The following is a 15,629-nucleotide window of genomic DNA, read 5'->3' on the forward strand; positions in this document are numbered from 1 at the left end:
CGGACGAGGCTTGCGCGGCGGCGTGTGGAACCCGGCCGACGCGCCGATGGAGGGCAGTGCGCCGGCCGGGGCTCAGCGGCGGCCCTGGCGCGTGTGCTGCTGCGGGATACCGCGCTCGCGGCGGTAAATCGAGTCGCACCGCGGGTACTCCGTCGGCGAACCGTGGTCGCGGCGCTGGTTCAGCGGCTGGAACGCGGCGGCGGCCGTGGCGCCGCACAGCATCGTGATGCCCTGCCCCGGTTTAGGGATGCCAGTCAGTCGGGTCCGGTGCCACTCGCCGTCGATGACCGGGTGGATCGCCTCGAAGTCGATGTAGATCACGGCGCTCATCGCATGCCCAACTCGGCGTCGAACTGCTCGCGCAACTTCTTCGCTTCGGCCCAATCCTCCGGGGTCATCTCGGCGATCGTCGTCGGCCGCTCGCTGGCGTCGGTGACGCCGTCCGATTCCTGGTCCATCTCGCCCCGCCATTACTGGTAAGCACGTCTTGACCACTCACCGTGCCATGAGACAGGTCACTGGTCAAGACAAGCTGACCAGTGGGATACTGGAAGCATGGTTGATCGGACGAGCGGAATGCCCGCATTCAGGCAGGTAGCTGCGGACCTGCGCGAGAAGATCACCGCAGGCGAGTACTCGCCCGGCGAGCAACTGCCGAGCGAACGCGACCTCGTCGACTCCTACGGCGTCTCGCGACCGACGATCCGCGAGGCCGTGAACCTGCTGCGCTCCGAAGGACTCGTGACGGCCGAGCACGGCCGCGGCGTATTCGTCCGGCCGCCGGCCAGCATTCAGCGCGTCGCCCGGACGCGACTGTCTCGCGAGGCCCGCGAGCGCAACCGTGGTGCGTTCCTCGCCGATGCCGCCGCCCGCGGCTTCACACCGTCCACGTCGGTGAAGATCCGCTTCGAGCAGGCCGACGCCCGCGCAGCCGCACACCTCGCGGTCGACGAAGGGACCGAGGTCACCGTCCGGGACCGCGTGATGCGTGCCGATGGGTTGGTGGTCCAACTCGCGGTGTCGCGCCTCCCGCGCACACTGACACGCGACACCGCGATCGAGCAGGTCGACACCGGCCCTGGCGGCGCGTACGCCCGGCTGGAAGAGGCCGAGCACCGCATCGGCTCGTTTGCCGAGCACGTCGGCGCTCGCATGCCGACGCCGGACGAAGCGTCGCTCATGCAGCTTGCCGTCGGGGTGCCCGTCATCACTGTGACGCGAGTGGCCTTCGGCGAGAACGGCACGCCGCTGGAGATGAACGACATGGTGCTCGCGGCGGACCGCTACGAGCTGTCATACGAGTGGCCTGCTGACTAGCGCGAGCCGATGTGCGGTGCGGCTTTCTGGTCCGTCGTCCGCCATCCGTAACAGAGAGCTTTCGGCGGGCGACATGGACGGCGGACCACGCCGTAGTGCGGGGCCGTAACCAGGGAGGTGCCGTGTTCGGCCGGAAGAAGCGTCGCAACATCGCCAAGCAGACCGAGATTCAACGCCGGCAGGCCGAAGCGCAGGGCCTCGTGGTCAGCCCCTACCCCGAGGGCTCCCTCGGGGATCGTCTCTACAAGCGCAAGGCGGCGAAGGCTGCGGGAGAGCCCACCCAGCAGTAGGAGTAACCCGCTAACACAAGAAAGCCCCTGCTGGCCGTCGTGGCTATGCAGGGGCTTTCGTCGTCTTGGGACGTTCACGCCCTCGCCACGGAAATCTGCTCGAGCAGCGCGGCGAGTGCCGCGGCCCAGCTGCCGTGCTCGAGGCCGGTGTTACAGCGGGCCGCGGTGTCGCCGTCCTCCCTCCAGCACGCCCACCAACGGCGGGCGCTCGTCGCGCTGCTCCCGCTGCAGACTGGCCGCGCTCACCGGCCGGCCGCCGCGCGCAGTCGGCGCGCCGCGCGGTCTTCGAACGTCGTGCACCCGACCACCGCTCGGCACGTCTCCCTCGCCCGGGCGTCGAGGTACGGCGTGTACCGCGAGCCGAGCAGCAGCGACCCGCAGTCCGCGGCTGTCTCGCTGTGCCGGCCGTACGCGCGCGAGCGGAGCCGGCTGTCCGGGTAGGCGCGTTGCTACTGGGTGTGCATCCACTCGTGGTTGACGATGGACGTGATCAGGTCGGGGTTGCATGGCACGACCTCGGACACCATCACGCCCTCGTCGGGGCGCGCCACGCCCCATGCGTCGGGCCGGGTGGGGCCGACGCGCCACTCGACACCGAACCGGCCGAGCCGCGCATCCACGAGCGCGGCGCGATCGCACGACGGCGCCGCGGCCGCGTGCGCGGGGGCCAGACCGACGAGCAGCCCGACGACGGCCGCGAGGACGATGGCGAGAGCAAGGAAGCGAAGAGTGACGGGGTGCGTCTGGGAGCGCATCGGGGCCTCTCGTAGTAGGCCCTTCGTCCCACGTGCGTCCCATGATCTTGGATTTCTAGTAGGTCAGTCCCGGGACGGCGTCACCTTCCTGCGGTGACGCCGTACCGACGGGGCTCAGACCGCCAAGCGGCCGCCGTCCAACCGGAGGATCGCGCCCTGCACGAAGCTCGACTCCGCCGTCACCAGGAACGCGATCGCCGCCGCGATCTCCTCGGGTGCGGCGACCCGTCCGGCCGGGCCCGCCGAGGCCAGTTCGTCCAGGCCGTCGCCGAACACCGCCGTTCCCTCGGTGCGGGTCGGGCCGGGGCTGACCGCGTTGACGCGCACGCCGGACGGCCCGAACTCCGCCGCCCACGCCTTGGTCATCAGCTCGACCGCCGCCTTCGACGAGCCGTAGAGCGCCATGCCCGCCATGCCCCGCGCCGCGACCATCGTCGACACGTTGACGATCGCGCCGTGGCCGCGGGCGGCCATCTCCGGCGCCAGCTCGGCGGTGAGGAAGAACGGCACCTTCACGTTCGTCTCGTAGACGCGGTCGAAGTCGGCCTCGTCCGTGTCCGAAGTGGACCCGGTGGGGAAGATCCCGGCGTTGTTCACCAGCACGTCGACGTGCCCGCCCACTTCCCGGGCCCGCGCGGCCAATGCGCGCGCCGACGCCGCGTCCATCAGGTCGGCCGCGACGAAGTCGGCCTTCCCACCCGACTCCCGGATGCGTGAGACGACCTCCGCGCCGCGCGCCGCATCCCGGCCGGACAGCACGACGTGGGCCCCGAGCCCGGCCAGCGCGACCGCCGTCGCCCGCCCGATCCCGCTGGTTCCGCCGGTCACGAGCGCCGTGGTCCCGGACAGTCCTTCAGTCATCACTCAACTCCTCGCGGCCGGGGTGTTTCCCCGGTCACCGGGTTCAAGGAGGAGCACCGGGCAGGACTTCCGGATGAGCGTTCGGCGCTGCTTATGCCGGGCATCAGCCGGGGTGATGGGCGGCGCTACCAGGCGGAACTGCCCGCCGCATTGAGCGCGGTGAGGAACAGGGGGCAGCGACCGGTTGCCGTGACCGCGATGATCGTGTCGGACCTCCCGATGAGCGGCAGGAACACCAGCTGCCGGTCGGTGAGCATCAGCGTGCCGCCCATCATGGGGACGGCTCCGAGCATCCGGCCGCCGTACTGGGTCGTCACCGCTTCCTTCCGCCGTTGCCGGAAAGTGGCTACGGCGACCGCGGAGATACGTCTTCCAGCGCCGCGACGAACTCCGCGACGTCCCGGCGGTGCGACGTCGCCGGCCAGACGGCCCAGGTTCGCCGGATGATCGGGTTTCCGGCCAGTGGCAGCCACCGGACCGTGTCCGGCATCGGGTACGGCCACTCGGGCGGGGCGAACGCGTACGCGCCGCCCGCGCTGACCGCCGGGATCTTGAGCTCGACGATCAGCCGCTGCTCTTCGGGCACCTCCGGCCCGACGTCGAGGCCGTGGCTGCGCAGCGTCGCCGCCAGCTCGTCGTACCACGCCGGGCTGCCCGCGCGGGCGAAGGCGAACCAGTCGAGCCCGGCCAGGCTCTCCAGGCGCACCCCGTCCGGCCCCGCGAGCTTCTCCGCGACATCCGCCGCGAGCAGGACGCCCACGTTCTCCGCGACGACGAGCTGTGCGTCGAGGTCCGGCCCGGCCGGGCGTTCGCGCACCAGGCCGATGTCCAGCTCGTCCGCCCGCAGCGCCGCCACCTGGGCCACCGATGACAGGTGGCGGGCCTGCACCCGCGTGTCCGGGCAGGCCTCCGCCAGCCGCGCCAGCGCCGAAGGCAACAGCTCCGGCGGCAGCTCCAGGGGGATGCCGACGCGCAGCACGCCACCACCGGTCTTCGTGTGCCGGGCCATGGCCGCGACGGCCTGGTCGTGGCGGGCCAGCACCGCGCGGGCCTCGCCCAGCAGCGTCGTGCCGGGGTCGGTCGCCTGGACGCCGGTGCTGGTGCGGACCAGCAGCTGGACGCCGAGGCGGCGCTCCAGCGCGGTGATCGTCTGGGACAGCGCCGGCTGGCTCACGTGCAGCTGCCGCGCCGCCTTCGACATCGCGCCCGCCTCGACGACCGCGACGAACGCCCGCAGCTCGCGGATCTCCATCACCGCGCCCAGCGGATCGGCAGCGACTTCAGGCCGTTCTGGAACGTCGAGCGCAGCCGCACCGGCTCGCCGGCGAGCGTCACCTCGCCGAGCAGGTCCAGCACCGCGCCGAACATCGCCCGCAGCTGCACCCGGGCGAGGTGCGCGCCCAGGCAGAAGTGCGGGCCGTGGCCGAAGGTGAGGTGGTCGTTGGGGGTGCGGCCGATGTCGAACGCGTCCGGGTCGGCGAACACCGAAGGGTCACGGTTGGCCGCGGAGAACCAGACCACCACCTTGTCCCCGGCCCGGATATCCACATCGGACAGCCGGGTGTCCGCGGTCGCCGTGCGACGGAAATTCATGACCGGAGTCCACCACCGGAGCATTTCTTCGACCGCGGACGGCAGCAGCGAACGGTCGGCCAGGAGCCGTCGGTACTCCGAGGGGTGCGAGAGCAGCGCCAGCATCCCGCCGGGCAGGCCGTTGCGCAGGGTTTCGTTGCCCGCCACGGAAAACAGCCAGAAGAGGTTCTCGAACTCGGCGAGCGAGACGCGCCCGCCGTCGTCGCCGACGTGCTGCATCAGGTTGCTCATGACGTCGTCACCCGGGTGCTCGCGCTTGTACTCGCCGAGCGCGTTGGCGTACGCGTAAAGATCCGGCATGCCGGCGCGGGTGCGCGGGTCCGGCATCGACCCGTCCGGGCCGGGCGACGGGCGGACGGCGAGCGCGGCCCGCGCCAGGTCGGTGACGTCCGAAGCGGAGACGGTCGAGCTGGCCGCGTACTCGGCGTCCTGGTAGCCGATGACCCGGTTGCTCCAGTCGTACATCAGCCGCCGGTCCTGCTCAGGCACACCGAACACCGCGGCGAGGGTGAGCAGCGGCAGGTCGGCGGCCACCTTGGCGAAATCGCAGGAACCCTCGCCGGCGACGGCCGCGACGAGGTCCCGCGCCGACGCTTCGATCCGCTCGGTCAATTTCGCGATCGCGCGGGGCGTGAACGCCCGCGTCAGCAGCCCCCGCAGCCGGCCGTGCTCCGGCGGGTCCATGTTGAGCATCATCCGGCGCACGTAGGCGAGGTCGGCAGCCGAAGCGGGGTCGCGGATCTGCGTCCCGCCGAGCTGCGAGGAGAACAGCCCGGGATCGCGCAGGACGTGCCGCACGTCGGCGTGCCGCAGCACCGCCCAGAAGTCGTCGACGCGCACCACCGGTGACGCCTGCCGAAGCCGCGCCAGCTCGTCGTACGGCACACCCCGCACGTAGGTGTCCGGATCGGTGATCGCCACCGCCCGACCCTAGCCGCGCCCACCGACAGTTTGGCAGGCTGCCGGAATGGACACGCTGAACATGCGCACCGGCGGCGAGGGCGAACCGGCCATCCTGTTCCTGCACGGCCTCGGCGCGACCGGCGCGGTGTGGGCCCACCTGACCGAACTGGTGCCCCGGCGCGTCCTGGTCCCCGACCTGCCCGGCCACGGCCCGTCCGCGCCACTGCCGCACTACAGCTTCGAGACGCTGGCGACGGCCGTCGCGCGAGCGCTCCCCGGAAACGGCCCGCTGGTCGTCGCCGGCCATTCGCTCGGCGGCGTGCTCGCGCTGGAGCTCGCGTCCGGCAAGTACGACGTCGAGGTCGAAGGCGTGCTGGCGCTGGGCGTGAAGGTCGAGTGGACTCAGGACGACCTGGGACGCGCGGCGAGCTTCGCGGCGCGGCCGCCCCGGGTGTTCGAGACGCAGCCCGAGGCCGACCAGGCGTACCTGAAGGTGTCCGGGCTGCTCGGCATCGCGCCCGCGGACCCGGCCGGGCTTCGCGAGACCGAGGGAGGTTGGCGTCTCGCGATGGACCCGGCCGCGTTCGGCGTCGGCGCGCCGGACATGCTGGCGCTGCTCGCCGCGGCGCGGTGCCCGGTCGTGCTGGCGGCGGGCGAGAACGACCCGATGAGCCGGCCGGAGCAGCTGCGCGCGCTGGACCCGGCCGCGGTCACCCTCGCCGGCCTCGGGCACAACGCCCATGTCGAGGATCCAGCCGCCGTACGCGCCCTGTTGGAGCGCTTCGGCGTCTGAAGGCTCGGGTGCAGCCGTCGTACCCCATGCGACGGCTGCTCCGAACCCCTCGCCACCACCGGACCCGCAAAGCCTAGGAAACCGTGGTGGACGTGGGCCTGTACCCGCCGGCCGCGCCGTCGTCACGGTCGGTACCTGCGGAAACGGTTATCTTCGCCGTTCGGTGGTACAGGTATAGCGGCACGATCGGAATCCTGGAGGGGTACGTTCCGCTGCGGGGGCACGCGGGGAGAGGACGCCTGTGGACGAAGCCCTGCCGTTCGCCGGATGGCTGCGGGAACGGCGTGTGCTCGCCGGCCTCACCCAGGCCCAGCTGGCCGAGCGCGCCGGAGTGAGCCTGCGCGCGGTGCGCAACGCCGAGCTCGGCAGCGTCCGCCGGCCCCGGCCGGAGACGGAACGCCGGCTGCGGGAAGCGCTTGCCGAAGCACCGCCGGAGCGGGTGCGGATCGGCGTCCTGGGCCCGCTCACCGTGTGGCGCGGGGATTGCCCGGTCGAGATCGGCGCCGAGAAGCAGCGCCTGCTGCTCGCGATGCTGGCGCTGCAGCCGAACCGCACGGTCCGGCGCGAGGACCTCGTCGACGTCATCTGGGACGAGTCGCCGCCGTCGGGCCTGGAGCTGCTCCACACCTACGTCGCGCGGCTGCGGCGGGCGCTGCGGCCCGCCGACCCCATCGCCACCGACAAGGGCGGCTACCGGCTGACCGCCGGCGTCGACGACCTCGACCTCCTGCGGTTCGAGGCGTTGCTGGCCGAGGACGCCCACCGCGAGGCCCTGGAGCTCTGGCGCGGGCCGGCGCTGGCCGACGTCGGACCGCTCCGGCAGCACCCCGCCCGGCTGGCCCTGGCGATGAAGCGCGCGAAGGCGGTGATGGCCTACGCCGAGGCCGCGGACCCCGAAGACGCGGCCGTCCAGCTGCGCGCGCTCACCGCCGAGGAGCCGCTGAACGAGTCCGCGCACGCCCGGCTGATGCAGGTGCTCGCCGCGTCCGGGCGGCAAGCCGCCGCGCTGGCGGTGTTCGAGGAGATCCGGCTGCGGCTGGACGGCGAACTGGGCATCGAACCCGGCTCCGAGCTGCGCGCGGCCCAGCGGCAGGTGCTGCGCCAGGACTTCGCCGCCCCGGAACCGCCGGCCCGCGTCCCCGCCCAGCTGCCCGCGGACGTCGCCGGCTTCCGCGGCCGCACCGGCCAGCTGGCCGAGCTCGACGCCCTCCGGGACGGCGGCGGCACCGGCGCGCGCATCGCCGTCCTGTCCGGCACCGGCGGGGTCGGGAAGACCGCCCTCGCCGTCCACTGGGCCCAGCGGTCCCTCGGCGAGTTCCCGGACGGTCAGCTCTACCTGGACCTGCACGGCTACGGCACGGTCCGGCCGGTCGAGCCGGGCGACGCGCTGTCCGGGTTCCTGCGTGCCCTCGGCGTCGACGGCGCGGACATCCCCGCCGAGCCGGAGGAGCGCGCCGCGAAGTTCCGCACCGCGCTCACCGGCCGCCGGATGGTGCTGCTGCTGGACAACGCCGGCTCGGTCGGGCAGGTCCGCCCGCTGCTGCCCGGCTCCGCGTCGTGCCTGGTCCTGGTGACCAGCCGGGACGCGCTGCCCGGGCTGATCGCGCGGCACGGCGCCCGCCGCGTGCTCGTCGACCTGCTGACCGAGGCCGAAGCCCTCGACCTGCTGCGGACGCTGCTCGGCGCCCGCGTCGACGACGAGCCGGACGCCGCCGAGGCGCTGATCGGCTACTCCGCCCGGCTGCCGCTGGCGCTGCGGCTGGTCGCGGAGCTGGCGCTGAGCCGGCCGGGGGAGCGGCTCGCCGCGCTCGCGGAGGAACTCGCCGACGAACGGCGCCGGCTCGACCTGCTCGACGGCGGCGGCGACCCGCTGACCGCGGTCCGGGCCGTCTTTTCGTGGTCCTACCGGCACCTGAAGGCCGACGCCGCGCGCGTGTTCCGGCTCTGCGGCCTGCACCCGGGCCGCGACCTGACGCCGGCCGCGATCGCCGCGCTCGCCGGCGTCGCGCTGCCGGAGGCGGAACGGCTGACGGCCACGCTGGTCCGCGCGCACCTCGCGCAGGAGACCGGCGAGGACCGCGTCCAGCAACACGATCTGCTGCGCGTCTACGCCGCCGAGCTCGCCGCGCGGAACGAGGTCGAGAGCCACGCCGCGCAGGAGCGGCTGTTCGACTTCTACGTCCGGTCGGCCGCACAGGCCATGGACGTCGTCCTGCCGCAGGAACGCCATCTGCGCTATGAAGTGCCCGACCCGGACGTCAAGGTGATCGACGCGCCGGCGTGGCTGGAGGCCGAGCGCCGCAACCTGCTGGCCGTCGCGACGCACGCGACGCGGCACGGGTGGGCCGACCACCTGCGGCTGCTGTCCGGGATCCTCTGGCACTACCTCGACGTCGGCGGCTACCACGAGGAATCGCTGGTGCTGCACTCGCACGCGTCGGCGCTGGCCCACGACGCCGGCGACCGGGTGGCCGAGGCCGAGCCGCTCATCCTGATCGCGCTCGGCCACTGGCGCGTCGGCCGGTCCCGGGAAGCACGGCGGTACCTGGAGGAGGCGCTCGTCCTCGCCCGCGAGACCGGCGACCAGCGCACCGAGATCCACGCGGTCAACACCCTCGGCCTGGTCTGCCGGGCGCTGGGCCGGTTCGCCGAGGCGATCACGTATTCGACGGAAGCCCTGTCCCTGACCCGCAAGGCCGGCGACCGCACCAGCGAAGGCCTCGTCCTGGTGGTGCTCGGCTGCTCCTGCCGCGGCATCGGCCGCTACGGCGAAGCGATCGGCTACCTCGAGGAAGCGCACGCGCTGGCCCGCGACACCGCCGACCGCACGAGCGAGGGCTATGCGCTGGTCAACATGGGCGACTCGCTGTCTGCGCTCGGCCGTCACGACGAAGCGGTCCGTGCGCTGGAGGAGGGCCTGGAGCACTTCCGCGCGATGGGCGTGTGGGTCAGCGAGGGATACGCGCTGGGCATCCTCGGCGACGTCGAGCACGCGCGCGGCCGGTACCCGCAGGCCGCGGCCCACCTCGAGCGGGCCCTCGAAATCGCGCAGGAGACGGGCAGCCCGACCAACCGCAGCGTCGCGCTGAAGCACCTCGGGGACGTCCGGCTCGCCCAGGGCCGGGACGCCGAAGCGGCCCAGCACCTCGAAGAGGCACTGGGCCTGGCCCGCGAATGCGGCGACCGGGGTGTGGAGTCCCGGGTCCTGAACAGCCTCGGCGCGCTGGCGGCGGCCCGGGGCGCGTCTTCTGACGCGCTCGGCCACCACCGCGAAGCCCTTGCCGTGGCGAAGGAAACGGGCTGCCGGCCCGAGCAGGGCAAGGCCTACTACGGGCTCGGCGAAGTCCACTGTGGACTCAATGACCCGGAAACGGCGCGCGAACACTGGGAACGCGCGCTGGCCTGTTACGCCGGCGAGTGCGTACCCGGCGCGAAGCGGGTCCGGGACCGGCTGACGGACCTGGAGTAGTGGCGTTCGTCCGCGACGAGGTCGCTTTCGAGCCGCTGTACGTCCCGGTCGTAGACGTCGGTGCTGCCGGCCAGCCGGTTGCGCGGGTACGGACGGCGGCGGTACGCGTGGTCGAGCGCCCAGGCGAGCAGGACTACGGCGGCGAGAACGGCGATGATCATGACGCTCCTCCCGGAGTGCGAAGGGCTGTTGCCTTGTAGAACGCGTAATGGAAGGTCCCGTATTCCCTGGTGGTGCGGTAAAGGTCGGCGATCCCGCGGGCCCAGCGAGCTTCGTCGATCAGCCCCTGTGCGACGGCGGTCTCGCCGACGCCTTCAACCATTGCGATGAAGGTGTCGCGGGTGAAGCCCGTGACGAGGTCCGGCTTCGACGCGTCGACGTAGACCGTCCGCGGTTCGACTGCGACGTCGTCGAAACCGGCGTCGGCGAGCAGTGGGTAGAGGCGCCGGCCGAGGAGCCCGTCGCCGCCGGCGTCGGCCTGCAGGCGCACCAGGCAGTCGATCGCGGCCTGGGCGTGCTCGCTGCGCGGGTGGAAGAACGCCGAGCCGTGGTCGCCCTCGATGACGGTGATAGTCCCGCCCGGCCGCAGCAGGGTTTTCAAGTGGGCCAACGCTTTCTCGGGCTCCGGCAGGTGTTCGAGCACGAAGCAGACGAAGAGGTGGTCCCACTCGCCGTCGAGCGCGAACAGGTCGGCCTGGCGGAACTCGACGCCCGTGACTCGCTGCCTGGCTTGGCTCAGGGAATCTTCGGAGACGTCGACCGCGGTCAGGTGCGCGTCCGGGCTGCGGGCCACGAGGTGGACGGTCTGGGCGCCGACGCCGCAGCCGACCTCCAGCACACGGCTCCCGGCGGGGTAGGCCGTCCCGCCGTGCAGCAGCGCGGCCAGGGTGTCGGCCTGGTCGCCGAGGCGGCGGGCCTCGGGTTCGGTGTATCCGTGCACGTAGCTGGTGTCCATACGACCAGCGTGCTGCGACAATGGCTCGATGGACAGAGCCAAAACCCCGCACTCGGAGGGGTCCATAGGATCGGACTTCCTCCAGCTCGACGTCCGCGGGGCGCCGGCGGGCGGGCTCGCGGACTGGCTCGCGGGGCAGCTGCGCGCGGCCGTCGCCGACGGCCGGCTCCCGATCGGCGGCCGCCTGCCCGCGTCCCGGGTCCTGGCCGCCGAGCTGCGCGTGTCCCGCGGGGTCGTCACCGAGGCCTACCAGCGCCTGATCGACGACGGCCACGCGGCGGGCCGCGGCCGGGCCGGCACGGTGGTGGTGGCCGCGCCCGTGCTCGCGCCCGAACCCGCGCGCGTCCGGCCGCCGTCGAAGGTGATCACGCCGATGCCGGGCGTCGAGATCTTCGACGCGGTCCGCGCGGCCCCGGCCCGCATCGACCTCACACCGGGCGTCCCGGACCTGACGGCGTTCCCGCGCGCGGCGTGGCTGCGGGCCGAACGCGCGGTGCTGGACGAGCTGGAGCCGTCCCACTTCGGCTACGGCGACCCCCGCGGCGCGCCGGCGATGCGGCTCGCGGTGTCGCACTGGCTGGCGCGCAGCCGCGGCATCCGGGTGGACCCCGGCGAGATCATCGTGGTGGCCGGCGTCGCGCAGGCGTTGACGCTGGTGGGGGAGGTGCTGCGGCAGCACGGCGTCGACGAGATCGCGGTCGAGGACCCGAGCTCGCTGGGCGCGCGGCAGCACCTGCACCACTGCGGCCTGGCGACCCCGCCGGTCCCGGTGGACGACGACGGCCTGCGCGTCGCCGAACTGCGTGCCCCGGCGGTGCTGGTGACGCCGGCCCACCAGTTCCCGATGGGCGTGGTCCTGGGTGGCGAGCGCCGCCGCGACCTGATGCGCTGGGCGGCCGACGGCGGGATCGTGGTGGAGGACGACTACGACGCGGAGCACCGTTACGACCGCGCACCGGTGCCCGCGGTCCGGTCGATGCTGCCGGAGGTGTGTTACACGGGGAGCGTTTCGAAGCTGCTGGCGCCGGCGTTGCGCGTCGGCTGGCTGCTGGCGCCGCCGCGGTTCCACGACGAGCTGGTGGCGGCGAAGCGGTTCGCGGACCTGGGCAACCCGGTGCTGGCGCAGCTGGTCCTGGCCCGGTTGATGGAGACGGGCGAGCTGGAGCGGCAGCTGAGGGTGGTCCGGGCCCGGCACCGCCGCCGTCGCGACGCGATGATCCGGGCGCTGGCGGCTTCCCTGCCCGCCGCGGTGGTCCACGGCGCGGCGGCGGGGCTGCACTTGACGATCACGTTCTCGTCGGACCTGGATGACGTCGCACTGGCGGCCGCGGCGCTGGCGGAGGGGGTGAAGGTCCAGCCGTTGTCTTGGCACCGGCAGCTCCCGGGGCGGCCGGGGCTGGTGCTGGGGTACGCGGCCCGGACATCGACGGAGATCGCCGAGGGGGTCGCGATCCTGGGGAAACTCCTGCGCTGACGCCGGCCGTCTTTTCGTACTTTCGTGCGCCCGGCCCGGACGTCTTGAATGAGTCATTCAGGACCTCCGGCGCCCTGAATGAGTCATTCAAGACATCAGACCCGCGCCGGCGCCAGACCGGCCCGACAAGTAAAGGATCCACAAAGGACGGTCAACCCAGTGTGATCATGCTCTCCCAGGCGATTCCGGAACTTGGTTGCCATGCGCAAGCAACTTGCTTAGCCTAGCTAAGGGACTTTGCGAGCAGAAGGGTTGCACAGTGGCGGAACGCCGGACGTATTCGATCGCGGAACTGGGGCCGCGGTACAAGTGGATCGCGCTGTCCAACACGACGCTGGGCATGCTGATCGCCACGATCAACTCCTCGATCGTGCTGATCGCGCTGCCCGACATCTTCAAGGGCATCGGCATCAACCCCCTCGAGCCCGCCAACACCAGCTACCTGCTGTGGATGATCATGGGCTTCCTCGTGGTCACCGCGGTGCTGGTGGTGAGCTTCGGCAGGCTCGGCGACATGTACGGCCGGGCGAGGATGTACAACCTCGGCTTCGCCGTCTTCACCGTTTCCTCCATCATGCTGGCCGTCACCTGGTTCGGTGGCGACGCGGCCGCGTTGTGGCTGATCGGCTGGCGGATCGTGCAGGGCGTCGGCGGTGCCTTCCTGATGGCCAACTCCTCGGCGATCCTCACCGACGCCTTCCCGGCCAACCAGCGCGGCCTCGCGCTCGGCATGAACGGCGTCGCGGCCATCGCGGGCTCGTTCCTCGGCCTGGTCGTCGGCGGCGTGCTCGCCCCGGTCGACTGGAACCTGATCTTCCTGGTGTCGGTGCCCTTCGGCGTGATCGGCACGATCTGGGCGTACCTCAAGCTGCACGACACCGGCGTCCGCAAGCACGCGCGGATGGACTGGTGGGGCAACATCACCTTCGCCGTCGGCCTGATCGCGGTGCTGGTCGGCATCACCTACGGCATCCAGCCCTACGGCACTTCGCAGACCGGCTGGGCCAGCCCGATGGTGCTCTCGTGCTTGATCGGCGGCGTCGCGGTACTGGTCGCGTTCGTGATCATCGAAACCAAGGTCGACAACCCGCTGTTCCGGCTTTCGCTGTTCAAGATCCGGTCGTTCACCTGGGGCAACGTCGCGAACCTGACCGCGTCGCTCGGCCGTGGTGGGCTGCAGTTCATCCTGATCATCTGGCTGCAGGGCATCTGGCTGCCGCAGCACGGCTACACGTTCGAGCAGACGCCGTTGTGGGCGGGCATCTACATGCTGCCGATGACGGTCGGGTTCCTGGTGGCCGCCCCGACGTCGGGCATCCTCGCCGACCGGATCGGCAGCCGCCTGCTCGCGTCCAGCGGCCTGTTCATCACGGCCGTGACGTTCCTGCTGCTGATCATCCTGCCGGTGAACTTCGACTACTGGGCGTTCGCGGCGATCCTGCTGATCAACGGCATCGGCATGGGCATGTTCTCCTCGCCCAACCGCGCCGAGGTGATGAACAGCCTCCCGGCGGACTCGCGCGGCTCCGGCGCGGGCATGATGACGACGTTCCAGAACGCGGCGATGGTCCTGTCGATCGGCTTCTTCTTCAGCCTGATCATCTCGGGTCTGTCGAACAGCCTCCCGTCGACGATGCACGACGGCCTGATCGCCCACGGCGTCCCCGAAGCGGCGGCCACGCAGGTGGCGAACCTGCCGGCGGTGGCGGTGCTGTTCGCGGCGTTCCTGGGGTACAACCCGATCCAGCAGCTCCTGGGCGGCCAGCTGTCGTCGCTGCCGCCGGACCAGGCGTCGTTCCTGACGGGCCGCAGCTTCTTCCCGAACCTGATCTCGGGCCCGTTCCAGTCGGGTCTGGCGGTGGCGTTCGGCTTCGCGATCGCGGTGTGCTTGATCGGCGCGGTGGCATCGCTGCTGACGAAGGACGCGCGCCCGAAGAGCCGCGAGTCGGTGGGCGAGGAGCTGGCGGCGGTCGCCGGGGAGTCGGGCGGCGGGCCGAGCGAGCTGGTGGCCCCGGTGAGCGAACGCTGACGGAGGTTCAGGAAGCCGGGTGCCGCACTGCGCGGCGCCCGGCTTTTCCCGTCTTGGGCGATCGGCGGGTCAGGCCGCGGCGAGCGCGGGTTCGGCGACCTCGGCCGCCGGCTCCGTCTTCCTGGCCCGGCGCCGCGTGATGATCCGGCGCCCGACGTCGATCATCGGGACCTCGACCCAGCGGTACAGCAGGTCGGCGGCCAGCAGCCCGACGATCGTCACGGCGACCGCGGTGAGCGTCCGGTGCGGGGCGAACTGCGGGATGGCGCCCGCGAGCGCCACCGCGACGACGCCCTGCATGAGGTAGAGCGAGTACGACCGCTCGCCGATGAACCGCATCGGCCGCAGCGACAGGACCCAGGCCAGCGGCCCGCCGCCGGCGACCAGCGACGGCACCAGCAGCGCGGCGAGCAGGATGTAGATCGTGCCGGTGATCGAGCCGCCTTCGTCGCTCAGCAGCTCGGCGATTTCGGCGAACATGGTCTGGACCGCGACCAGCGCGGCGGCGACCACCAGCCCGACGACGGGGTGCGTGAACACCCGCAGCGCGGCGAAGCCCTTGCGGTGGTGCAGCACGATCGCCAGTGTGCAGCCGATGAGGATCGGCGAGTACGCGCCGGCGTAGGGCATGAAGGGGATCAGGGCGAGCATGAGGGCGACGAGCCCGAGGGAGAGGCTCAGCCGCTTCACGAAGGCGAGCGCGCCGACGCCGAACGCGAGCAGCGGCCAGACGAGGTAGAACTTCTGCTCGACACCGAGCGTCCAGGCCTGGCCGAACAGAGCCATCTGGTGGAACTCGCCGACGAAGGCGACGTTCCACGGCAGGGCGGCGACGATCCCGCTGTGCCGCAGGCCCATGCCCCGGAAGTAGGCGAAGACGACGACCACGCCGATCACGACGTAGTAGACGGGAAGGATGCGGAACGCCCGCCGGATGTAGAACTCCGGCAGGGACACCCGGCCGTTGCGGGCCTCTTCGCGCAGGGCCAGGGTGGTGATCAGGAAGCCGGAGAGCACGAAGAAGAGGTGGACGCCGATCCAGCCGTTGGCCCGCACCCAGTTGGGGCCCCCGTAGTGGAAGAAGACGACGAGCACGGCGGCGATGGCCCGGACCCCGTCGAGGGCGTCGAATCTTCGGGTGGCCAGGTAAGTTTCGTGTGTGATCATCGTGTCCCCCCTCAGGCTGCTCA

The 15,629-nt window shown here is 71.9% G+C and carries 17 protein-coding genes; 7 read left to right on the forward strand and 10 right to left on the reverse strand.

Annotation, left to right across the window (positions count from 1 at the left end):
- Positions 1-72 precede the first annotated feature (72 nt).
- Entirely contained in the window at positions 73-330 is a 258-nt protein-coding gene (locus tag QQ657_RS34325) for a hypothetical protein (protein ID WP_284746463.1), read from the reverse strand.
- A complete protein-coding gene (locus QQ657_RS34330; RefSeq protein WP_284746464.1) occupies positions 327-458 on the reverse strand; it encodes a hypothetical protein in 132 nt (43 codons plus the stop codon). The genes QQ657_RS34325 and QQ657_RS34330 overlap by 4 nt, the downstream gene beginning before the upstream one ends.
- Before the next feature lie 97 nt (positions 459-555).
- On the opposite strand from QQ657_RS34330, the gene QQ657_RS34335 reads away from it, so the two are divergent.
- The 3 genes from QQ657_RS34335 to QQ657_RS34345 all read left to right on the forward strand — a co-directional run bounded on the left by QQ657_RS34335 (position 556) and on the right by QQ657_RS34345 (position 2,048).
- Positions 556-1,317, forward strand: a complete 762-nt coding sequence (locus QQ657_RS34335; RefSeq protein ID WP_284746465.1) for a GntR family transcriptional regulator — start codon at positions 556-558, stop codon at positions 1,315-1,317.
- Between the two features lie 122 nt (positions 1,318-1,439).
- Positions 1,440-1,607 carry a hypothetical protein gene (locus QQ657_RS34340; protein ID WP_284746466.1) on the forward strand — a complete coding sequence of 56 codons (168 nt, stop codon included), beginning with the start codon at positions 1,440-1,442 and terminating at the stop codon, positions 1,605-1,607.
- Between the two features lie 165 nt (positions 1,608-1,772).
- A complete protein-coding gene (locus QQ657_RS34345; protein WP_284746467.1) occupies positions 1,773-2,048 on the forward strand; it encodes a hypothetical protein in 276 nt (91 codons plus the stop codon).
- Between the two features lie 8 nt (positions 2,049-2,056).
- Here the strand turns inward: QQ657_RS34345 and QQ657_RS34350 are convergent, their stop codons facing one another.
- The 5 genes from QQ657_RS34350 to QQ657_RS34370 all read right to left on the reverse strand — a co-directional run bounded on the left by QQ657_RS34350 (position 2,057) and on the right by QQ657_RS34370 (position 5,737).
- Positions 2,057-2,362 carry a hypothetical protein gene (locus QQ657_RS34350; protein ID WP_284746468.1) on the reverse strand — a complete coding sequence of 102 codons (306 nt, stop codon included), beginning with the start codon at positions 2,360-2,362 and terminating at the stop codon, positions 2,057-2,059.
- Positions 2,363-2,476: 114 nt separating this feature from the next.
- Positions 2,477-3,223, reverse strand: a complete 747-nt coding sequence (locus QQ657_RS34355) for an SDR family NAD(P)-dependent oxidoreductase (RefSeq protein ID WP_284746469.1) — start codon at positions 3,221-3,223, stop codon at positions 2,477-2,479.
- A gap of 125 nt (positions 3,224-3,348) precedes the next feature.
- Positions 3,349-3,540 (reverse strand): hypothetical protein, encoded by a 192-nt coding sequence (locus QQ657_RS34360; protein ID WP_284746470.1) that lies wholly within the window; start codon positions 3,538-3,540, stop codon positions 3,349-3,351.
- A 29-nt stretch (positions 3,541-3,569) separates the two neighbouring features.
- Positions 3,570-4,475 carry a LysR family transcriptional regulator gene (locus QQ657_RS34365; protein WP_284746571.1) on the reverse strand — a complete coding sequence of 302 codons (906 nt, stop codon included), beginning with the start codon at positions 4,473-4,475 and terminating at the stop codon, positions 3,570-3,572.
- Positions 4,475-5,737, reverse strand: a complete 1,263-nt coding sequence (locus QQ657_RS34370) for a cytochrome P450 (RefSeq protein WP_284746471.1) — start codon at positions 5,735-5,737, stop codon at positions 4,475-4,477. The genes QQ657_RS34365 and QQ657_RS34370 overlap by 1 nt, the downstream gene beginning before the upstream one ends.
- Positions 5,738-5,783: 46 nt before the next feature.
- Between QQ657_RS34370 and QQ657_RS34375 the strand changes: the two genes are divergently transcribed.
- Positions 5,784-6,512, forward strand: coding sequence for an alpha/beta fold hydrolase (locus QQ657_RS34375; protein ID WP_284746472.1), 729 nt, complete (start codon positions 5,784-5,786; stop codon positions 6,510-6,512).
- A 241-nt stretch (positions 6,513-6,753) separates the two neighbouring features.
- Positions 6,754-9,981 carry a tetratricopeptide repeat protein gene (locus QQ657_RS34380; RefSeq protein ID WP_284746473.1) on the forward strand — a complete coding sequence of 1,076 codons (3,228 nt, stop codon included), beginning with the start codon at positions 6,754-6,756 and terminating at the stop codon, positions 9,979-9,981.
- On the opposite strand, the gene QQ657_RS34385 is transcribed toward QQ657_RS34380, so the two are convergent.
- Positions 9,918-10,142: a hypothetical protein gene (locus tag QQ657_RS34385; protein WP_284746474.1), complete on the reverse strand. Its 225-nt coding sequence runs from the start codon at positions 10,140-10,142 to the stop codon at positions 9,918-9,920. The genes QQ657_RS34380 and QQ657_RS34385 overlap by 64 nt on opposite strands.
- The gene (locus tag QQ657_RS34390) at positions 10,139-10,936 is read right to left on the reverse strand and encodes an L-histidine N(alpha)-methyltransferase (protein ID WP_284746475.1); all 798 of its coding nucleotides are present in this window, start codon (positions 10,934-10,936) and stop codon (positions 10,139-10,141) included. The genes QQ657_RS34385 and QQ657_RS34390 overlap by 4 nt, the downstream gene beginning before the upstream one ends.
- Positions 10,937-10,964: 28 nt before the next feature.
- On the opposite strand from QQ657_RS34390, the gene pdxR reads away from it, so the two are divergent.
- Both pdxR and QQ657_RS34400 read left to right on the forward strand, forming a co-directional pair.
- A complete protein-coding gene (gene pdxR, locus QQ657_RS34395; protein WP_284746476.1) occupies positions 10,965-12,410 on the forward strand; it encodes a MocR-like pyridoxine biosynthesis transcription factor PdxR in 1,446 nt (481 codons plus the stop codon).
- A gap of 259 nt (positions 12,411-12,669) precedes the next feature.
- Positions 12,670-14,439, forward strand: coding sequence for an MFS transporter (locus QQ657_RS34400; protein ID WP_284746477.1), 1,770 nt, complete (start codon positions 12,670-12,672; stop codon positions 14,437-14,439).
- Positions 14,440-14,508: 69 nt separating this feature from the next.
- Here the strand turns inward: QQ657_RS34400 and QQ657_RS34405 are convergent, their stop codons facing one another.
- The gene (locus QQ657_RS34405) at positions 14,509-15,606 is read right to left on the reverse strand and encodes an acyltransferase family protein (protein WP_284746478.1); all 1,098 of its coding nucleotides are present in this window, start codon (positions 15,604-15,606) and stop codon (positions 14,509-14,511) included.
- Positions 15,607-15,629 lie beyond the last annotated feature (23 nt).

This window comes from Amycolatopsis ponsaeliensis, assembly GCF_030182635.1.
GTDB classification, from domain to species: Bacteria; Actinomycetota; Actinomycetes; order Mycobacteriales; family Pseudonocardiaceae; genus Amycolatopsis; species Amycolatopsis ponsaeliensis.

Coding starts and splice junctions, on each gene's coding strand:
- QQ657_RS34325 (WP_284746463.1), bottom strand. CDS start 330: ATGAGCGCCGTGATCTACATCGACTTCGAGGCGATCCACCCGGTCATC.
- QQ657_RS34330 (WP_284746464.1), bottom strand. CDS start 458: ATGGACCAGGAATCGGACGGCGTCACCGACGCCAGCGAGCGGCCGACG.
- QQ657_RS34335 (WP_284746465.1), top strand. CDS start 556: ATGGTTGATCGGACGAGCGGAATGCCCGCATTCAGGCAGGTAGCTGCG.
- QQ657_RS34350 (WP_284746468.1), bottom strand. CDS start 2,362: ATGCGCTCCCAGACGCACCCCGTCACTCTTCGCTTCCTTGCTCTCGCC.
- QQ657_RS34355 (WP_284746469.1), bottom strand. CDS start 3,223: ATGACTGAAGGACTGTCCGGGACCACGGCGCTCGTGACCGGCGGAACC.
- QQ657_RS34365 (WP_284746571.1), bottom strand. CDS start 4,475: ATGGAGATCCGCGAGCTGCGGGCGTTCGTCGCGGTCGTCGAGGCGGGC.
- QQ657_RS34375 (WP_284746472.1), top strand. CDS start 5,784: ATGGACACGCTGAACATGCGCACCGGCGGCGAGGGCGAACCGGCCATC.
- QQ657_RS34385 (WP_284746474.1), bottom strand. CDS start 10,142: ATGATCATCGCCGTTCTCGCCGCCGTAGTCCTGCTCGCCTGGGCGCTC.
- QQ657_RS34390 (WP_284746475.1), bottom strand. CDS start 10,936: ATGGACACCAGCTACGTGCACGGATACACCGAACCCGAGGCCCGCCGC.
- pdxR (WP_284746476.1), top strand. CDS start 10,965: ATGGACAGAGCCAAAACCCCGCACTCGGAGGGGTCCATAGGATCGGAC.
- QQ657_RS34405 (WP_284746478.1), bottom strand. CDS start 15,606: ATGATCACACACGAAACTTACCTGGCCACCCGAAGATTCGACGCCCTC.